11 protein-coding genes and 5 tRNA genes are annotated in these 16285 nt (G+C 46.4%); 6 read left to right on the forward strand and 10 right to left on the reverse strand.

The annotated features are described in order from the left end of the window. Positions 1-119: 119 nt before the first annotated feature. From QTO06_RS05280 to QTO06_RS05295, 4 genes are all read right to left on the reverse strand, one after another. Positions 120-1070 carry an ABC transporter permease gene (locus tag QTO06_RS05280; protein WP_103410377.1) on the reverse strand — a complete coding sequence of 317 codons (951 nt, stop codon included), beginning with the start codon at positions 1068-1070 and terminating at the stop codon, positions 120-122. A gap of 2 nt (positions 1071-1072) precedes the next feature. Beyond that, positions 1073-2050 carry an ABC transporter permease gene (locus tag QTO06_RS05285; protein WP_331407071.1) on the reverse strand — a complete coding sequence of 326 codons (978 nt, stop codon included), beginning with the start codon at positions 2048-2050 and terminating at the stop codon, positions 1073-1075. 146 nt (positions 2051-2196) lie between these two features. Continuing rightward, on the reverse strand, positions 2197-3750 hold the full coding sequence (locus QTO06_RS05290) for an ABC transporter substrate-binding protein (RefSeq protein WP_331407072.1): 1554 nt from the start codon (positions 3748-3750) through the stop codon (positions 2197-2199). 105 nt (positions 3751-3855) lie between these two features. Continuing rightward, positions 3856-5571: an ABC transporter ATP-binding protein gene (locus QTO06_RS05295; RefSeq protein ID WP_132698458.1), complete on the reverse strand. Its 1716-nt coding sequence runs from the start codon at positions 5569-5571 to the stop codon at positions 3856-3858. Between the two features lie 686 nt (positions 5572-6257). Here QTO06_RS05295 and QTO06_RS05300 point away from each other — a divergent pair. Continuing rightward, positions 6258-6983 carry an HAD family hydrolase gene (locus QTO06_RS05300; protein ID WP_331407073.1) on the forward strand — a complete coding sequence of 242 codons (726 nt, stop codon included), beginning with the start codon at positions 6258-6260 and terminating at the stop codon, positions 6981-6983. Between the two features lie 335 nt (positions 6984-7318). On the opposite strand, the gene QTO06_RS05305 is transcribed toward QTO06_RS05300, so the two are convergent. The 5 genes from QTO06_RS05305 to QTO06_RS05325 form a co-directional block, all read right to left on the reverse strand. Then, a tRNA-Pro gene (locus QTO06_RS05305) sits at positions 7319-7395 on the reverse strand. 64 nt (positions 7396-7459) lie between these two features. Then, positions 7460-7535: transfer RNA gene (locus QTO06_RS05310), tRNA-His, on the reverse strand. Positions 7536-7583: 48 nt separating this feature from the next. Then, a tRNA-Pro gene (locus QTO06_RS05315) sits at positions 7584-7660 on the reverse strand. A 76-nt stretch (positions 7661-7736) separates the two neighbouring features. Continuing rightward, positions 7737-7812, reverse strand: a tRNA-His gene (locus QTO06_RS05320). A gap of 33 nt (positions 7813-7845) precedes the next feature. After that, positions 7846-7922: transfer RNA gene (locus QTO06_RS05325), tRNA-Arg, on the reverse strand. A 361-nt stretch (positions 7923-8283) separates the two neighbouring features. Between QTO06_RS05325 and QTO06_RS05330 the strand changes: the two genes are divergently transcribed. Continuing rightward, positions 8284-8697 (forward strand): c-type cytochrome, encoded by a 414-nt coding sequence (locus tag QTO06_RS05330; protein ID WP_010444846.1) that lies wholly within the window; start codon positions 8284-8286, stop codon positions 8695-8697. 72 nt (positions 8698-8769) lie between these two features. On the opposite strand, the gene rep is transcribed toward QTO06_RS05330, so the two are convergent. Next, complete coding sequence (gene rep, locus QTO06_RS05335) at positions 8770-10785, reverse strand: DNA helicase Rep (RefSeq protein ID WP_045392445.1); 2016 nt, start codon at positions 10783-10785, stop codon at positions 8770-8772. Positions 10786-10955: 170 nt separating this feature from the next. Between rep and QTO06_RS05340 the strand changes: the two genes are divergently transcribed. The 4 genes from QTO06_RS05340 to ubiK all read left to right on the forward strand — a co-directional run bounded on the left by QTO06_RS05340 (position 10956) and on the right by ubiK (position 16179). Continuing rightward, complete coding sequence (locus QTO06_RS05340; RefSeq protein WP_010444841.1) at positions 10956-11537, forward strand: TetR/AcrR family transcriptional regulator; 582 nt, start codon at positions 10956-10958, stop codon at positions 11535-11537. A gap of 18 nt (positions 11538-11555) precedes the next feature. Continuing rightward, positions 11556-12662: a multidrug efflux RND transporter periplasmic adaptor subunit VmeC gene (vmeC, locus tag QTO06_RS05345; RefSeq protein WP_010444839.1), complete on the forward strand. Its 1107-nt coding sequence runs from the start codon at positions 11556-11558 to the stop codon at positions 12660-12662. Between the two features lie 11 nt (positions 12663-12673). Further along, positions 12674-15796 carry a multidrug efflux RND transporter permease subunit VmeD gene (vmeD, locus tag QTO06_RS05350; protein WP_010444837.1) on the forward strand — a complete coding sequence of 1041 codons (3123 nt, stop codon included), beginning with the start codon at positions 12674-12676 and terminating at the stop codon, positions 15794-15796. A 131-nt stretch (positions 15797-15927) separates the two neighbouring features. Beyond that, positions 15928-16179, forward strand: coding sequence for a ubiquinone biosynthesis accessory factor UbiK (ubiK, locus tag QTO06_RS05355; protein ID WP_005427244.1), 252 nt, complete (start codon positions 15928-15930; stop codon positions 16177-16179). Positions 16180-16285: the final 106 nt, after the last annotated feature.

Below are 16285 nucleotides of genomic sequence, written 5' to 3' on the forward strand. Positions count from 1 at the left end.
AAGCGTCAATAAAACATGAATAAAAAGTGATAAGCAAAAAAAGAGCCGGAATTGCATCCGGCTCTCAGTTTAGAAAGAATTTTATGAAATAGGCAACGTATAAGTGCGTATTTTAGTGATTAACCCTTGTAGATTTTCGGGTTGAACACGTCACGCAACCAGTCGCCTAATAGGTTGATAACCAGTACCAGCGTTACTAGCACGATACCTGGGAAGGCCGTAATCCACCATGCACCAGAGAAGATGTAGTTAAAGCCAATGCTGATTAGCGCGCCTAGAGACGGCTGGTCTACCGGAAGACCTAAGCCTAGGAATGACAGTGCCGCTTCCGACATGATCGCGTTCGCTACCTGTACTGTCGAGATAACCAAGATTGGCGATAGACAGTTCGGCAGAATGTGACGGAACATGATGCGCGGCGCTTTAAAGCCCATCACACGCGCCGCTTCGACATATTCTTTCTTCTTCTCTGCCAATACCGAAGCACGAATGGTACGTGCGTATTGCGGCCATTCTGCCACGCCGATGATCACCACCAGCATGACCACCGCGTATTGGCTGTAAAAATCACTGCCAAAGCTGGCTTTGAAGATTGCCGAGACAATGATCGCCACCATCATGGTCGAGAACGACAACTGCACATCAGCAAAACGCATCAAGAAGCTATCAATACGGCCGCCGAAGTAACCCGCAGACAAGCCAATGATGATGCCCAGTACTAACTGAAGACCAACCGCAAGAAAGCCGATAGTCAGAGACAAGCGAGAGCCGTAAAGAATGGTCGATAAAATATCGCGGCCTTGCTCATCGGTACCTAACACAAAGCGCTCATCGCCATCTTCCATCCAAGACGGTGGCAACTCAGAATCCATGATGTCGATGGACGTCAGATCGTACGGGTCTGTCGGTGCCAGAATTGGTGCGGCCAACGCCAACACTAAGAACATCATAAAGACGGTAAAACTTGCCATCGCAACTTTGTCGCGCTTGAAGTAATACAGAAAATCTGACTCTTTGAAACGCTGCCACGCTGACGGTGCAGGAGCTGGTGTTACATTTGATTGGCTCATGATTAAGCTCCTTTTCCAGTTAGGTTCACAGTTGGGTTGATGATGCCGTACAGCAAGTCAACGATGGTATTGGTTACCACAAAGATCAGACCAACAAAGATAACGTAGGCAGTGATCAGCGGTGTATCTACACGGTTGATTGCCTCTAGGAAAAGGAAGCCAGTGCCCGGCCATTGGAACACGGTTTCAGTAAGAATGGTGTAAGCCACCATAGTACCAATCTGCACACCACCGACCGTCAATACAGGTAACATGGTGTTCTTAAGTGCATGTTGGTAATAAATCTTTTGTAAGTTCAGGCCTTTTGCTTTGGCGAACTTAATGTATTCCGAGCTCAGTACTTCCAGCATTTCTGAACGTACCAGACGGATGAACAACGGCAGCATGATAGACGCTAGCGCAATACACGGCAGGATAAGGTGCTTGATACCATCAATGGTAAAGAAGCCAGATTCCCAACCAAGCACATTAGCGGTATCGCCCCGTCCGTAGGAAGGTAGCCAACCGAGTTCTATGGAGAAGACATACATCAGCATGATTGCGGTTAAGAACACCGGAATCGAGATACCCACACTACTCATCGCCATGACGAATTTCGTAAAAATACTCTTAGGATGGATCGCGGAATACACCCCAAGCGGTATAGAAAAAACAATAATGATGAGCGTCGCACCAAACACGAGCTCTAGCGTAGCCACCAGCTTATCGAGAATCACCTCAACCGCAGGTCGCTTGAAGAAGTAAGATGTACCTAAATCACCTTGCAGTGCATTGCCCACAAAGCGAGTGTACTTTGTGATAAAGGGATCGTTCAGGCCCAGTTCGTCACGCAGCGCTTGGCGCTCCGATTCTGAAACCGACTGACCTACAAGCTCACGCAGCGGGTCACCCAGGTTATCCTGAATGGCAAACGCCACCAAACTGATCACAAACATCACTATCAGTGCCTGAAACAGGCGCTTGACCAGAAACGAAAACATTCCTTGCCCCTTAACTATCCATAGATCTCTATTCAGAGAGAAAATTCAGTCTGTAAAACCAACTCAGTCCGACTGAAACAAAACTGAGTCGAGTGCTTTAAGTTGAGGAGGGACACCTATCCCTCCTCAAAATCGACTAACCGTGATTATTCAACCACTAGGTCACCGAAGTAAGGCATTACCATTGGGTTAACGATGTCTGCCGCTTTCACGTTAGACTTCGCGCCCCACGCTTCACTTTGCCAGTGTAGCGGTACGAATGCTGCGTCGTTGTATAGCGTCGCTTCTACACCTTTCAGCATTGCTGCACGTTTCGCTGGATCCGTTTCTACGTTCGCTGCTTCAACCACTTTATCCATTTCTGGGTTTGAGTAGTAACCACAGTTGTACTGACCACGGCCTGTATCTTCGTTACGAGTCATAGTTAGGAACTCGTTGAAGTTCGCTGAATCTTCCGTATCTGAGTGCCAACCGATCATCAGCATGTCTGCCGCACACTTGTCGAACTCTGGCCAGTATTGCGCTTTAGGCATCGTCTTCAGATCAACCTTGATGCCGATCTTAGACAGCATTGCCGCCGCCGCTTGCGCGACTTTCGCATCGTTCACGTAACGGTTGTTTGGCGCGATCATCGTTAGCGTTAGGCCATCTTCGTAGCCCGCTTCTTTCATCAGTTCTTTCGCTTTCTTCAGATCGTAGCGAGGAACCAGTTTGTCATCGTGACCTACGTAACCTGCAGGGCTTTGCTGACCAGCCGCCGTTGCGAAGCCTTTCATGATTTTCTTCACGATGCCTTCGTTATTGATTGCGTGAACAATCGCTTGGCGAACGCGAACGTCTTTCAGTGCTTCGTTGCTGTTTTGGTTTAGTTGGAACGTGATGATACGAGTACCAGGTAGCGTGACTAGGTCGATGCCGTCTGCATCTTTCACACGTTTGTGATCGTTTGGCGCTACTGGGTGAATCATGTCAACGCCGCCAGAAAGTAGCGCAGCTACACGAGTTGCGTCTTCTTTAATTGGTACAAGCGTTAGCTTATCAACGTTACCTTTCGACTCTTTATCCCAGTAGTCTTTAAAGCGTTCGAATTCCACTTTTACGCCCTGCTCACGAGAAGTCACAATGAATGGACCCGTGCCAGATACGTTAGTCGATGCAAATGAGTTACCGTGCTTCACTAGCTCAGACTTGTCTTTACCATCTTCTGTCTTACCAGAGTAGAACTTGCTGTCCATTGGGAAGATGTAAGTCGCCGTTTGCAGCACAAGCGGGTAAGGCCCTTTAGTCACTAGATCCACTGTGTAGTCGTCAACCTTCACGATTTTTTCGTACGGGTCGAAGATAGCTTTGAAATCTGGAGAGCTTTGTAGACGCTCGAAAGTCCATACTACGTCGTCCGCCGTCATGTCGTTACCAGAGTGGAACTTAACACCTTGGCGTAGCTTGAAACGTACCGTTGTATCGTTCACACGTTCCCAGCTTTCTGCTAGACGAGGTTCAAAGTCCATGTCTTGTGTGAAACGAACTAGTGGATCAAATACCATGTGTGACATTTGCAGCGTACCGCCTGATAGCTGCTCATGCGGGTCTAGCGATACTGGGTCAGCTGCGTAGCCAACTTTGATATCTGCTGCCATTGCGTTAAAGCTTAGGCCCGCTGCCATTAGCGCCACTGCTAATTTGCTTTTCATGGTTTTCATTTGCATAACTCCTTCATGCGGGAATTCGAATCCCTTGTTGTGTTTGCGTCTTTGTTATGACTAAGGTTTGTTGACCTTGATGGTCAGCCAAGCGAAAAACTTGGTTTATGCCGTTTTGATTTCTTCTCTCAAACCTGTGAATTCAGGCATCAGAGAAATCAGTTTCTTGCTGTATTCATGCTGAGGAGCGGTAAATAGCTGCTCAGTTGGCGCCACTTCCAGTAGCGTACCCATCTGCATCACACCCACTCGGTCACACATTTGGCGAATAACCGGTAAGTCGTGGCTGATAAACAACATGGTGAGGTTGAGCTCACTTTGCAGATCTTTTAGCAAGTTCAGAATTTGTGCCTGTACCGATACATCCAACGCTGATGTTGGTTCGTCACAAATCAGTAATCGAGGACGGGTCGCCAGTGCACGCGCAATAGAAATACGCTGACGCTGACCACCGGAGAATTCATGAGGGTATTTCACGCCCGCCATTTTGCCCAAACCTACGTGATCAAGCAGGTCATTCACAATCTGACGCGTTTCCGCTTCATTCTTAGTGAGCTTATGGAAACGAATTGGCTCCGCGATGATGTCGAAAATCTTCATACGCGGGTTCATTGAAGTGTATGGGTTTTGGAAGACCATCTGCATTTGACGACGCAGTGGACGACGCGCTTTTTCTGATTTCAGCGCCGTTAGGTCAATGCCTTCAAAGCTTACTTGGCCTGAGTTTGGTTCGTACAAACCAGCAATCACACGTGCGATGGTCGATTTACCTGAGCCAGATTCACCCACCAAGCCAAACGTCTCGCCTTCGTGTACTTCAAAGCTGACATTGTTCGAGGCCTGCACGTATTCGCGGCGGCTTTCAAACAACGAATCTTTGGTCACGAAGCGTAGGTTTACGTTCTTCACATCCAATAGAGGGCCAGTGTAGTCGCGTTGGTCTTGGCTTTGACCTAGCCAGTGGTTCTTGATATCCAGTTCTTGTAGCTCTGTCGCTTCTTCGATGTAGCTCACTAGTGGGAAGCGATCGAGTTTAATGTCAGAACGAGGAACCGCAGAAATCAAGCTGCGTGTGTATGGGTGGTCAGGATCGCCCAATACCTTAGCGGTTGGGCCAAATTCAACCAAATCACCACGGTACATTACCGCAACGCGGTCAGTCACGTTTGAAACCACGCCCATGTCGTGCGTCACCAACATACAACCTACGTTGTTCTTGATACACAGTTCACGGATAAGGTTTAGGATTTGGTCTTGGATTGATACGTCGAGTGCCGTAGTTGGCTCATCGGCAATGATCAGATCTGGCTCACCAGCCAGTGCGATAGCAATAACCACACGCTGACGCATACCGCCAGAGAATTGGTGTGGGTACTGTTTAAGACGGTTTTCAGGTTGCGGAATGCCAACCTGCTGCATTAGAGAAAGCGCGCGTTGATACGCCTCTTCATCCGACACCTTCATGTTGGCGTGGATGGTCTCTTTTAGTTGCTGCTCAACCGTGAATAGAGGGTTAAGCGAGGTCATTGGATCTTGGAAGATAAAGCCAATCTTAGAGCCGCGAACCTTACGCATCGCTTCCGGTGTTAAACCAGAAATTTTCTCCCCATCAAGGTACACATCGCCACTGGCAACACGACCCGGAGGGCTAAGCAAATCAATAACGGCGTTACCAACGGTGGATTTACCCGCACCTGATTCGCCAACAACACCCACAATTTCGCCACGATCGATATGAAAAGAAAGCGATTTCACGGCCGCATGGACACCGTGACGGGATGGATATTCAATACGAAGGTTTTTCACCTCTAATAGTGACATTTCAGACCTCTACTGCCTTGTCTGTGGTATCGAATCGCGCAATAAAAGCGCCATTCATCACCTGAATGAATCCGTTCAAATTCAGAATAATACTCTGAAATCTTAATGCGGAGACAATTTGGCAAAAATTACACAAAAAAGCAACAATTAAAGTATATTCCGCCTAAAAAACATTATTTACACGCACAATGAGCGAATAGAAATGCATTAACAAGTATTTAACCATTTTCATAGCACACCATTTTTGTGCGTTACGCACCAATAAAAACAGAAAAATGCTCTAAATTTACGCATAAACTCACTATTGATAGTATCCCTATTATTCACACGCCATTATTAACATTTACCAAACAATATTCCGTTCTTATTAGGATTTTTCGACATAAAATGTTACTAACAAAATAGTCTGCATACATAAAAAGCCAAAATTCCCCTACACACATAGAGGTGAAAACGTGAGCAGATCTGCAAAACAAATGAAATCTGTCACCTAACCTAGGTTATGCGTCAGTTATGCGATTTTGTGATTAAGCTAATTTTCTATCGATTGAAAACGCTCTCTGAACTGGGGGCTTTGGTGGGGGAAAAGAAAAGATCAGCCATCAGTTTTGCGCTTTCCACTGTCATTTTGAGTGAGATAAGAGATAATCAAACTCTAACGTCGAGTAGTGAATGAAGGAGCCCCTGTGCTTAAAGCGATTTTTTTTGATATGGACGAGACTTTATGTGGCACATCTCAAGCCGATAAAGTAGCAGGACAAGAGTTTGCCGATTGGATTGCTCAAACTTACCCTCAGGTCGCTGACTCCACGGCCTTCGTGCAACGCTACTTACAAGGTGTGTATAAGAAGCTAAACGACGAATTCCCTCAGCTTATTGCTCTACTGCCAGATGAAAATGCGTTCCGCTGCGGTTTAATCCAAACCATCTTGGCAGAACAAGGTATCGAGATCGATGCAGAACAAGCTCAGCAGGCACAAAGCTTCTTCGATTCAGCTCGAATGGGTGCTTTTACCTTCTTCCCAAACGTGAAGGAAATGCTGACTGAGCTACGCCAACACTACAAATTGGTGGTGATCACTAACGGCCCTATCTTCTCCCAGCATCCAAAACTCAAAGCAACACAAATGAGCGAATGGGTTGATCACATTATCGTTGGTGGCGAAGAGCCTGAAGAGAAACCTGCTGCAAGTATCTTCCATAAAGCACTCAACCTTGTTGGCGCGAAACCAGAAGAAGCGATTCATATTGGTGATTCTCTACCAGCCGATATTGCGGGTGCCAACAATATGGGCATTCTGAGTGTATGGGTCAACGAGGCAGGCGCAGCAAATCCCACCGATATCAAGCCAAACTATGAAGTGAAAGAGACGGTTGAGCTCAAAGAAATTTTAAAAACGCTCGCTCAATAAAGCGTTCAACTCAAGAAATACAAAGCCCCAGCCACCGTGCTGGGGTTTCTTTTGTCAGCTCGAAAAGCATTTGGATCATGGGTGGTCAAAAGCTCCCAGAGCTGTACATTTTGGTGGAATTGAAAATGAAGTGAGAGCTTTTGAGAGTAAGAAATGCAAAAGCCCCAGTCTTTCGACTGAGGCTTCAAATAGCGGTCGATGGAGAGCCATATTCTAGCTTCAGGCGAACCCCACTTGAGTTCAAACCCATTGAAATACTGCCGACTTATCTAGTCCAAGCGAGATCATAAGCTATAAAACGACGAAAGCCTGCTAAAAAGCAGGCTTTCTAATAGTGGTCGGTGAAGAGGGATTCGAACCCCCGACCCTCTGGTCCCAAACCAGATGCGCTACCAAGCTGCGCTATTCACCGAACTGTATTTGCTGATTCTCTCAAATCAGACTGGATACTTCAACTAAGAAGTCACCTAAATTAATGGGGTGGCTAACGAGATTCGAACTCGCGACCACCGGAATCACAATCCAGGGCTCTACCAACTGAGCTATAGCCACCATCAATTTTTACTGTTTACCGCTCTATTATAGCCATAAACTAAATAGTGGTCGGTGAAGAGGGATTCGAACCCCCGACCCTCTGGTCCCAAACCAGATGCGCTACCAAGCTGCGCTATTCACCGACGAATTTTGTTTCGACTCTTGGGATATCTGAATCAAAACTGGAAACTTCATTAATTTAATGAGTGACCTAAATAATGGGGTGGCTAACGAGATTCGAACTCGCGACCACCGGAATCACAATCCAGGGCTCTACCAACTGAGCTATAGCCACCACTATTTTGTGCCGTTAATTTGTATTCCGGAATGGCACGCCCGAAAGGATTCGAACCTTCGACCTTTGGCTCCGGAGGCCAACGCTCTATCCAACTGAGCTACGGGCGCATGCCCCATCGGCGGAGAGGAATAATACGGATATCACACTATGCCGTCTAGTACTTTTTTTACTTTTTTTCTCGTTTGGTCTCTTTTTCGACAGTTATCTGCCTTTAAAGTGAATTTTTGATGTGATTCACGCCCTGTCATGGATAACTTGTTGTTTATTGCAACAACTTATCGGGATATAATCACCCATTATTTACATTGATTTAACAGTCGCAACCAGATTGTTCAATCACTTTAGACTGTTAGAGATGGTATTCTGCATAGTATTCAAGCCATGCATCGAAACTGTCTCTAACCGCGCTAAATACTCTAACTATATAAATAGGTAAGTCACTTACCTTTGGAATGTGAAGTGGGTTTAATGGATATGTCTCGACGAATGATTAGCGTTTTGTTCGCTGCCTTAACTTTTTCTACGGCAGCTTTAGCTTCTGACATCAGCCAAACTGAATACGATGCGATCGCAGAACGCATCAAGCCTGTCGGTGATGTTTATCTAGCAGGTGCAGAACCAGTAAAAGCAGAACCAACTGGTCCCCGCGATGGCGCGTCAGTTTATGGTACTTTCTGTATTGCTTGTCACGCATCTGGCGTAAACGGCGCACCGAAGACTGGTGATGCTGGAGATTGGGCGCCGCGTATTGCACAAGGCAAAGACGTGTTGAACAACCACGCAATCCAAGGCTTCAATGCAATGCCTGCAAAAGGCACGTGTATGGATTGTTCTGATGACGAAATCATCGCGGCAATCGACCACATGATTGAAGGTCTATAATAAAGACATCAACGAAAAAGGCTTGCCACTTGGCAAGCCTTTTTGTTTTTAGCAAGTTAGAACAACGTTGTTCTACTTCTTAAACATTGCTCGAATATTGGCGATGTGTGCTTGGCCCTTTGCCATGCGTTCTTCTGCCGACACTGGCTTCTTGTTTGCTTCCCATTCAACATCATCAAATGGCAGTTCATCCAAAAAGCGGCTTTGAGTTGGTTTAAGCAGCTCACCAAACTGTCGACGCTCTTTACACATAGTAAAGGTAAGCTCACGCTGAGCTCGAGTGATGCCCACGTACATTAGTCGACGTTCTTCTTCAACGTTGTCTTCATCAATACTGGTTTGATGCGGCAAGATACCTTCTTCCGAACCAATCAAGTAAACATAAGGAAATTCTAGACCTTTCGACGCGTGCAATGTCATTAGCTGAACGGCATCACTGTCTTCATCCTCCTCACCACGCTCCATCATGTCACGCAGAGTAAGGCGTTGAACGACCTCTTTTAACGTTTTCTCTTCTTGGTCATAGTTGTCGCCTTCTAAATCCGCCACAATCCACGAGTAGAGATCAGAAACGTTCTTCATGCGCATTTCTGCCGCTTTCGGACTTGCTGAGGTTTCGTATAGCCAATCTTCATAATGAATATCACGCACAAGCGAACGCACCGCTTCGACCGTATCACCACGCTCTGCTTGATCAGCAATCGCCACCAACCATTGCGTGAAACGGCGCAGGTTTTCTAAGCCACGGCCGGTAAGGTGCTGCTCCAGCCCCATCTCAAAGCTGACTTCAAACAGGCTCTTACCACGCATATTGGCGTAGCTGCCTAGCTTCTCTAGTGTGACCGGACCAATTTCACGACGGGGCGTATTCACAATACGTAGAAATGCATTGTCATCATCTGGGTTCACCAACACGCGTAGGTAAGCCATGATGTCTTTGATTTCCGCACGAGCAAAGAAAGACGTGCCACCAGATAGCTTGTATGGCACACGGTTTTGCATCAGTGACTTTTCAATCAGACGTGACTGGTGGTTACCACGGTATAAAATCGCGTAGTCTTTATAATCGGTGCGGTTTAGGAACTTGTGCGCAATCAATTCACCCGTTACGCGTTCTGCTTCGTGCTCTTCATTCTTCGCCAGCAACACTTTGAGTTTTTCACCGTCAGGAATTTCCGAAAACAGTGATTTCTCATACACGTGAGGGTTGTTGGCAATCAAGATGTTTGCCGCACGCAGAATACGACTGGTCGAGCGGTAATTCTGCTCCAACTTAATCAAGCGCAAATTTGGATAATCTTCACCAAGCAATACTAAGTTTTGCGGTTTAGCACCACGCCATGAATAGATAGATTGGTCATCGTCGCCTACTACGGTCAAACGACCACGCTCGCCAACGATTAACTTCACCAAGTCATATTGGCTAGTGTTGGTATCTTGATATTCGTCCACCAATAGGTAACGAATGCGGTTCTGCCAACGTTGACGCACTTCTTCATTGTTACGTAGCAATTGCACTGGCAGAGAAATCAGGTCATCAAAGTCGAGCGCGTTGTACGCCTTCATCTGCTTCTGATACATTTCAAAACAGAACGCAAATAGCTGTTGTTGCTCACCTTGAGCCAACGCTTTGGCTTGCTCTGGTGTCAGCATGTCGTTCTTCCAGTTAGAGATACAACTTAGCAACTGGCGCAGCAGATCTTTGTCGCCATCTAGCTGCTTTTCTGTCAGTTCTTTAAGAAGCGCAAGCTGGTCTTGATCATCAAACAGTGAGAAACCGGCTTTCAAGCCGAGATGTTTGTACTCACGCTTGATAATGTTAAGCCCCAAGGTGTGGAAGGTCGAGACCATCAGACCTTTCGACTCACTCTTACCCAACGTCTGGCCAACGCGCTCTTTCATTTCACGCGCCGCCTTGTTAGTAAAGGTTACCGCAGCAATATTGCGAGCCTTATAGCCACACTGCTGAACCAAATAAGCAATTTTATTGGTAATTACACGAGTTTTACCCGAACCAGCCCCAGCAAGCACCAAGCATGGGCCTGATACGTACTTAACGGCTTCGTCTTGTCTAGGGTTCAGCTTCATAAAAATTCTCTGCGGGTGGAAATAGTGGCGCCTATGATAAAGGGGTGTCCTTGTGAAAGCTACGCTGATTTTCACGTAAATTTTACACGGATAGTTGCAACATTTTGTTGCATAAGTGACCAGTCTTTACGCTATAATGAATGAACGTTCATTCATTGGGTGGTGGGGTTATGACCAATAACACTACTGGAGATAAATACCAGCAAATCATTACAGCTGCTGAACGCTTAATCGCTGAGTCAGGTTTTCATGGTCTTTCCATGCAAAAACTTGCGACTGAAGCCGGTGTCGCTGCAGGCACGATTTACCGATATTTCTCAGATAAAGAACATCTTTTGGAAGAAGTTCGTCTTACTGTTACCAAACGTATTGCGGACGCCGTTCAAGCAGATGTGACTGACGATATGCCATTGAAAGAGCGTTACCGCACTATGTGGCTCAACATTTGGCACCTTGCTGGTTCAAACTTAGACACTTTAAGCAATCGTGTCCAATATGAATCACTGCCTTGTGCAAGTCGTGGAAATACTAGGGAACTTGAACGACAAATGTTTGCCCAAGTAGATCGTCTTTTTAATCAAGGCAAAGCGGAAGGGGTATTCAAACCTCTTGATAACGAAATTCTTTCAGGGTTGAGTTTCGAAGCTAGTGTTGCGCTTGCTAGAAAACATGCTTTGGGATTTTATCAGCTGGATGACGATGCGCTGGAAGCAGCCGTTGAAGCCAGCTGGGATGCAATTATTAAACACTAACTTGGAGTTCTTAATAGAATGAAAAAGTGGACTTTCTTTATGTTGCTTATCGCGATTCTTCTGTTCGGAAGCGTGATAGGTTTCAACTTATTCAAGCAACAGAAAATTGCTGAATACATGGCGAATCGTCCAGAGCCAGAATTTCCAGTAACCGTCACAGATGTAAAAGCGGTTGATTGGATTCCGGTGATCGAAGCGATTGGTTTTATCGAGCCGAACCAAGGTGTCACTGTTGCGAATGAAACCAGCGGTGTCATTGATAAGATTTCTTTCGATTCAGGCACTCAAGTTGAAGAAGGCCAACCTCTAGTACACCTAGATTCTGAGGTAGAAAAGGCTAACCTTAAGAGCTCTCAAGCAAAATTACCAGCAGCTCAAGCGAAGTACAAACGCTACCAAGGTCTTTTCAAGAAAGGCTCTATCTCTAAAGAAGCGTATGACGAAGCTGAAGCAAACTACTTCTCACTTAAAGCGGATATCGAGAGCCTGAAGGCAACCATCGACCGCCGTGAAATCAAAGCACCTTTTGCTGGTGTTGTTGGTATTCGTAACGTTTACCTTGGTCAGTACCTACAAGCAGGTACCGATATCGTACGCCTTGAAGACACTAGCGTCATGCGTCTGCGCTTCACTGTGCCGCAAACAGATATCTCTCGTATCACACTTGATCAAGAAGTGGATATCTTCGTTGATGCTTACCCAGACAGACCTTTCAAAGGTTCTATCTCGGCAATCGAACCTGCGGTTAACGTTCAAAGTGGTCTGATCCAAGTTCAAGCTGACATTCCAAACAGCGATGGCAAACTTCGCAGCGGTATGTTTGCGCGTGCAAACATTATTCTGCCTAAGTTAGAGAACCAAGTAACGCTACCGCAAACGGCTATCACGTTTACGCTTTACGGTGACAACGTGTACATCGTGACTGAAGAAGATGGTGAAAAACGCGTTAAACAACACGTAGTAAAAGTTGGCGAACGCACTAAAGACATCGCGCATATTCTAGAAGGCGTGAAACCAGGTGATGTGGTGGTAACTTCGGGGCAAATCCGTCTAAGTAACCATGCGAAAGTGACCATCGTTGAAGATTCGGCACTGACACCACCTGCTGAAACACCAATGCTTTAATTGGAGGCATCATGCGCTTTACTGATGTTTTTATTAAACGTCCAGTTTTAGCGGTATCGATCAGCTTTTTGATTGCGTTACTTGGTTTACAAGCCGTTTTCAAAATGCAGGTTCGTGAATACCCTGAAATGACAAACACGGTAGTTACAGTAACTACTAGCTATTACGGTGCTAGCGCCAACTTGATCCAAGGCTTTATTACCCAGCCTTTGGAGCAAGCGGTGGCTCAGGCCGATAATATCGACTACATGACTTCACAGTCGGTACTTGGTAAATCAACCATTACCGTCAACATGAAGTTGAACACCGATCCGAATGCAGCACTATCTGATATTCTGGCCAAAACCAACTCGGTTCGTTCACAGCTTCCAAAAGAAGCGGAAGATCCAACAGTAACCATGTCTACGGGTTCAACAACGGCGGTTCTGTATATTGGTTTCACTAGTGATGAGCTGTCTTCAAGCCAGATCACCGACTACCTTGAACGTGTAATCAACCCACAGCTATTCACGGTTAACGGTGTATCAAAAGTTGACCTATACGGTGGTATGAAATACGCATTACGCGTATGGCTAGATCCAGCGAAAATGGGTGCACTTAAGCTGACCGCAACCGATGTGATGGGCGTTCTAAATGCCAATAACTACCAATCAGCGACCGGTCAAGCAACAGGTGAATTCGTTCTTTACAACGGTAGTGCTGATACTCAGGTATCGAATGTTGCCGAGTTAGAAGCACTGGTTGTAAAAACGGGTGACGGTGACGTAATTCGTCTTGGCGATATTGCAAAAGTAACGCTAGAGAAGAGCCACGATGTTTACCGCGCAAGTGCAAACGGTCAGGAAGCGGTGGTTGCTGCGATTAACGCGGCACCAAGTGCTAACCCGATCAACATCGCTGCAGATGTGCTAGAGCTACTGCCTCAGTTAGAGCGTAACTTGCCAAGCAACATCAAAATGAACGTGATGTACGACTCTACTATCGCTATCAACGAGTCAATTCACGAAGTTGTGAAAACCATTCTTGAAGCGGCGGTCATCGTACTGGTGGTTATCACCCTATTCCTTGGTTCATTCCGAGCGGTAATTATCCCTATCGTTACTATCCCACTATCATTGATTGGTGTTGCGATGGTAATGCAGGCGATGGGCTTCTCGTGGAATTTGATGACACTTCTGGCAATGGTACTCGCCATCGGTCTGGTGGTGGATGATGCGATCGTGGTTCTTGAGAACGTCGACCGCCACATCAAGGAAGGGGAATCGCCGTTCCGCGCAGCCATCATCGGTACACGTGAGATTGCCGTACCAGTAATTGCAATGACACTGACACTAGGTGCGGTATACGCACCGATCGCGCTAATGGGCGGTATCACAGGCTCACTATTTAAAGAGTTCGCGTTAACCCTAGCGGGTGCGGTGTTTGTGTCTGGTATCATCGCTCTGACTCTGTCGCCGATGATGTGTTCAAAAATGCTTAAGGCAAATGAAGAGCCAAGCAAGTTTGAACAAAAAGTGCATCACGTATTGGATGGCATGACCAACCGCTACGAGAAAATGCTGACCGCTGTTATGGCGCACCGCCCAGTGATCATCGCTTTCGCGATCATCGTATTCGCAACGCTCCCAATTCTGTTTAAGTTCATTCCAAGTGAATTAGCTCCTTCAGAAGATAAAGGCGTTGTCGTACTGATGGGCACTGCACCATCGAACGCGAACTTGGATTACATCCAAAATACCATGAATGACGTAAACAAGATTCTGTCTGATCAACCAGAAGTGGAATACGCTCAGGTGTTTAACGGTGTACCAAACTCTAACCAAGCGTTCGGTCTTGCGACTCTAAAACCTTGGAGTGAACGTGAGGCAAGCCAAGCAGAGATAACCAAACGCGTAGGTGGGCTAGTTTCTCAGGTGCCGGGTATGTCTGTTACTGCATTCCAGATGCCAGAACTTCCTGGTGCAGGTTCAGGTCTGCCTATTCAGTTCGTTATTACTACGCCAAATAGCTTTGAAAGCTTGTTTACGATCGCAAGTGATATTCTAGCGAATGTGTCAACTAGCCCTATGTTTGTCTACTCGGACTTGGATCTAAACTACGATTCAGCAACGATGAAGATCAGCATTGATAAGGACAAAGCTGGCGCGTACGGCGTGACCATGCAAGATATTGGTGTAACGCTAAGCACTATGATGGCGGATGGTTACGTAAACCGTATCGACCTAAATGGTCGTTCTTATGAGGTAATCCCTCAGGTTGAACGTAAATGGCGTCTAAACCCAGAGTCAATGAAGAACTACTACGTACGTTCTGTTGATGGTAAAGCTGTGCCACTTGGTAGCTTGATTACTATTGATGTGGTCGCAGAGCCTCGCTCTCTACCTCACTTCAACCAGTTGAACTCTGCTACAGTTGGTGCAGTACCATCACCAGGTGTTGCGATGGGTGATGCCATAAATTGGTTCGAAGATATCGCACAGAGCAAGCTACCTGCAGGCTACAACCATGACTACATGGGTGAGGCTCGTCAGTTTGTAACGGAAGGTAGCGCACTATACGCCACATTTGGTTTGGCACTGGCAATCATCTTCTTGGTACTGGCAATTCAATTTGAATCTATCCGCGATCCAATTGTAATCATGGTATCGGTACCACTAGCAGTATGTGGTGCATTGATTGCTCTGGCGTGGGGTACGGCCTCGATGAACATCTACTCGCAGGTTGGTTTGATTACTCTGGTTGGTCTGATTACCAAGCACGGTATCTTGATCTGTGAGGTAGCGAAGGAAGAGCAGTTACACAACAAACTGTCTCGTATCGATGCGGTAATGGAAGCGGCGAAAGTTCGTCTACGTCCGATCCTGATGACAACGGCGGCGATGATTGCAGGTCTGATCCCACTGATGTATGCAACGGGTGCAGGTGCGGCTCAGCGCTTCAGTATCGGTATCGTAATCGTTGCTGGTCTAGCGATCGGTACACTGTTTACGCTATTCGTACTTCCTGTGATTTACAGCTACCTAGCTGAGAAACACAAGCCACTGCCAGTATTTGTTGAAGACAAAGACTTGGAAAAGCTAGCTCGAGTGGATGAAGCAAAAGCTGCTCATCGCGAATTAGCTGATAACAAGTAAGCATAAAGCACTAAGAAAAAGGTCACCTCGGTGACCTTTTTTATTGCTTCTCTCTTTTTTGCCATCTAAATGGCGACTTTCCCGTATCATTTACATAGAATGTGGGCAAATCAAAAGGAGTTTTAGCCACTATGTTTGACCCAAAGAAATTAGAGCAAATCGCTAAACAAATTCACGAATCAATGCCACAGCCAGTAAAAGAACTAGGCGCGGATGTTGATCAAAAAGTTCGCCAAGTAATCCAAGGTCAGCTAAACAAGCTAGACGTAGTTAGCCGCGAAGAATTCGATGTACAAACTCAAGTTCTGCTGCGTACTCGTCAAAAGCTGACAGAGATGGAAAAGAAATTGGCTGAGCTTGAAGAAAAGCTCGCTGATAAATAAGCGAGAAGCGAGAAGCGAGAAGCGAGAAGCGAGAAGCGAGAAGCGAGAAGCGAGAAGCGAGAAGCGAGAAGCGAGAAGCGAGAAGCGAGAAGCGAGAAGCGAGAAG

The organism is Vibrio sp. M260121 (assembly GCF_036533715.1).
Taxonomy (GTDB): domain Bacteria; phylum Pseudomonadota; class Gammaproteobacteria; order Enterobacterales; family Vibrionaceae; genus Vibrio.

Bases quoted from the DNA above. Each gene is read 5' to 3' on its own strand.
- QTO06_RS05280 (WP_103410377.1), bottom strand. From the start codon at position 1,070: ATGAGCCAATCAAATGTAACACCAGCTCCTGCACCGTCAGCGTGGCAG.
- QTO06_RS05285 (WP_331407071.1), bottom strand. From the start codon at position 2,050: ATGTTTTCGTTTCTGGTCAAGCGCCTGTTTCAGGCACTGATAGTGATG.
- QTO06_RS05290 (WP_331407072.1), bottom strand. From the start codon at position 3,750: ATGAAAACCATGAAAAGCAAATTAGCAGTGGCGCTAATGGCAGCGGGC.
- QTO06_RS05295 (WP_132698458.1), bottom strand. From the start codon at position 5,571: ATGTCACTATTAGAGGTGAAAAACCTTCGTATTGAATATCCATCCCGT.
- QTO06_RS05330 (WP_010444846.1), top strand. From the start codon at position 8,284: ATGGATATGTCTCGACGAATGATTAGCGTTTTGTTCGCTGCCTTAACT.
- rep (WP_045392445.1), bottom strand. From the start codon at position 10,785: ATGAAGCTGAACCCTAGACAAGACGAAGCCGTTAAGTACGTATCAGGC.
- QTO06_RS05340 (WP_010444841.1), top strand. From the start codon at position 10,956: ATGACCAATAACACTACTGGAGATAAATACCAGCAAATCATTACAGCT.
- vmeC (WP_010444839.1), top strand. From the start codon at position 11,556: ATGAAAAAGTGGACTTTCTTTATGTTGCTTATCGCGATTCTTCTGTTC.
- vmeD (WP_010444837.1), top strand. From the start codon at position 12,674: ATGCGCTTTACTGATGTTTTTATTAAACGTCCAGTTTTAGCGGTATCG.
- ubiK (WP_005427244.1), top strand. From the start codon at position 15,928: ATGTTTGACCCAAAGAAATTAGAGCAAATCGCTAAACAAATTCACGAA.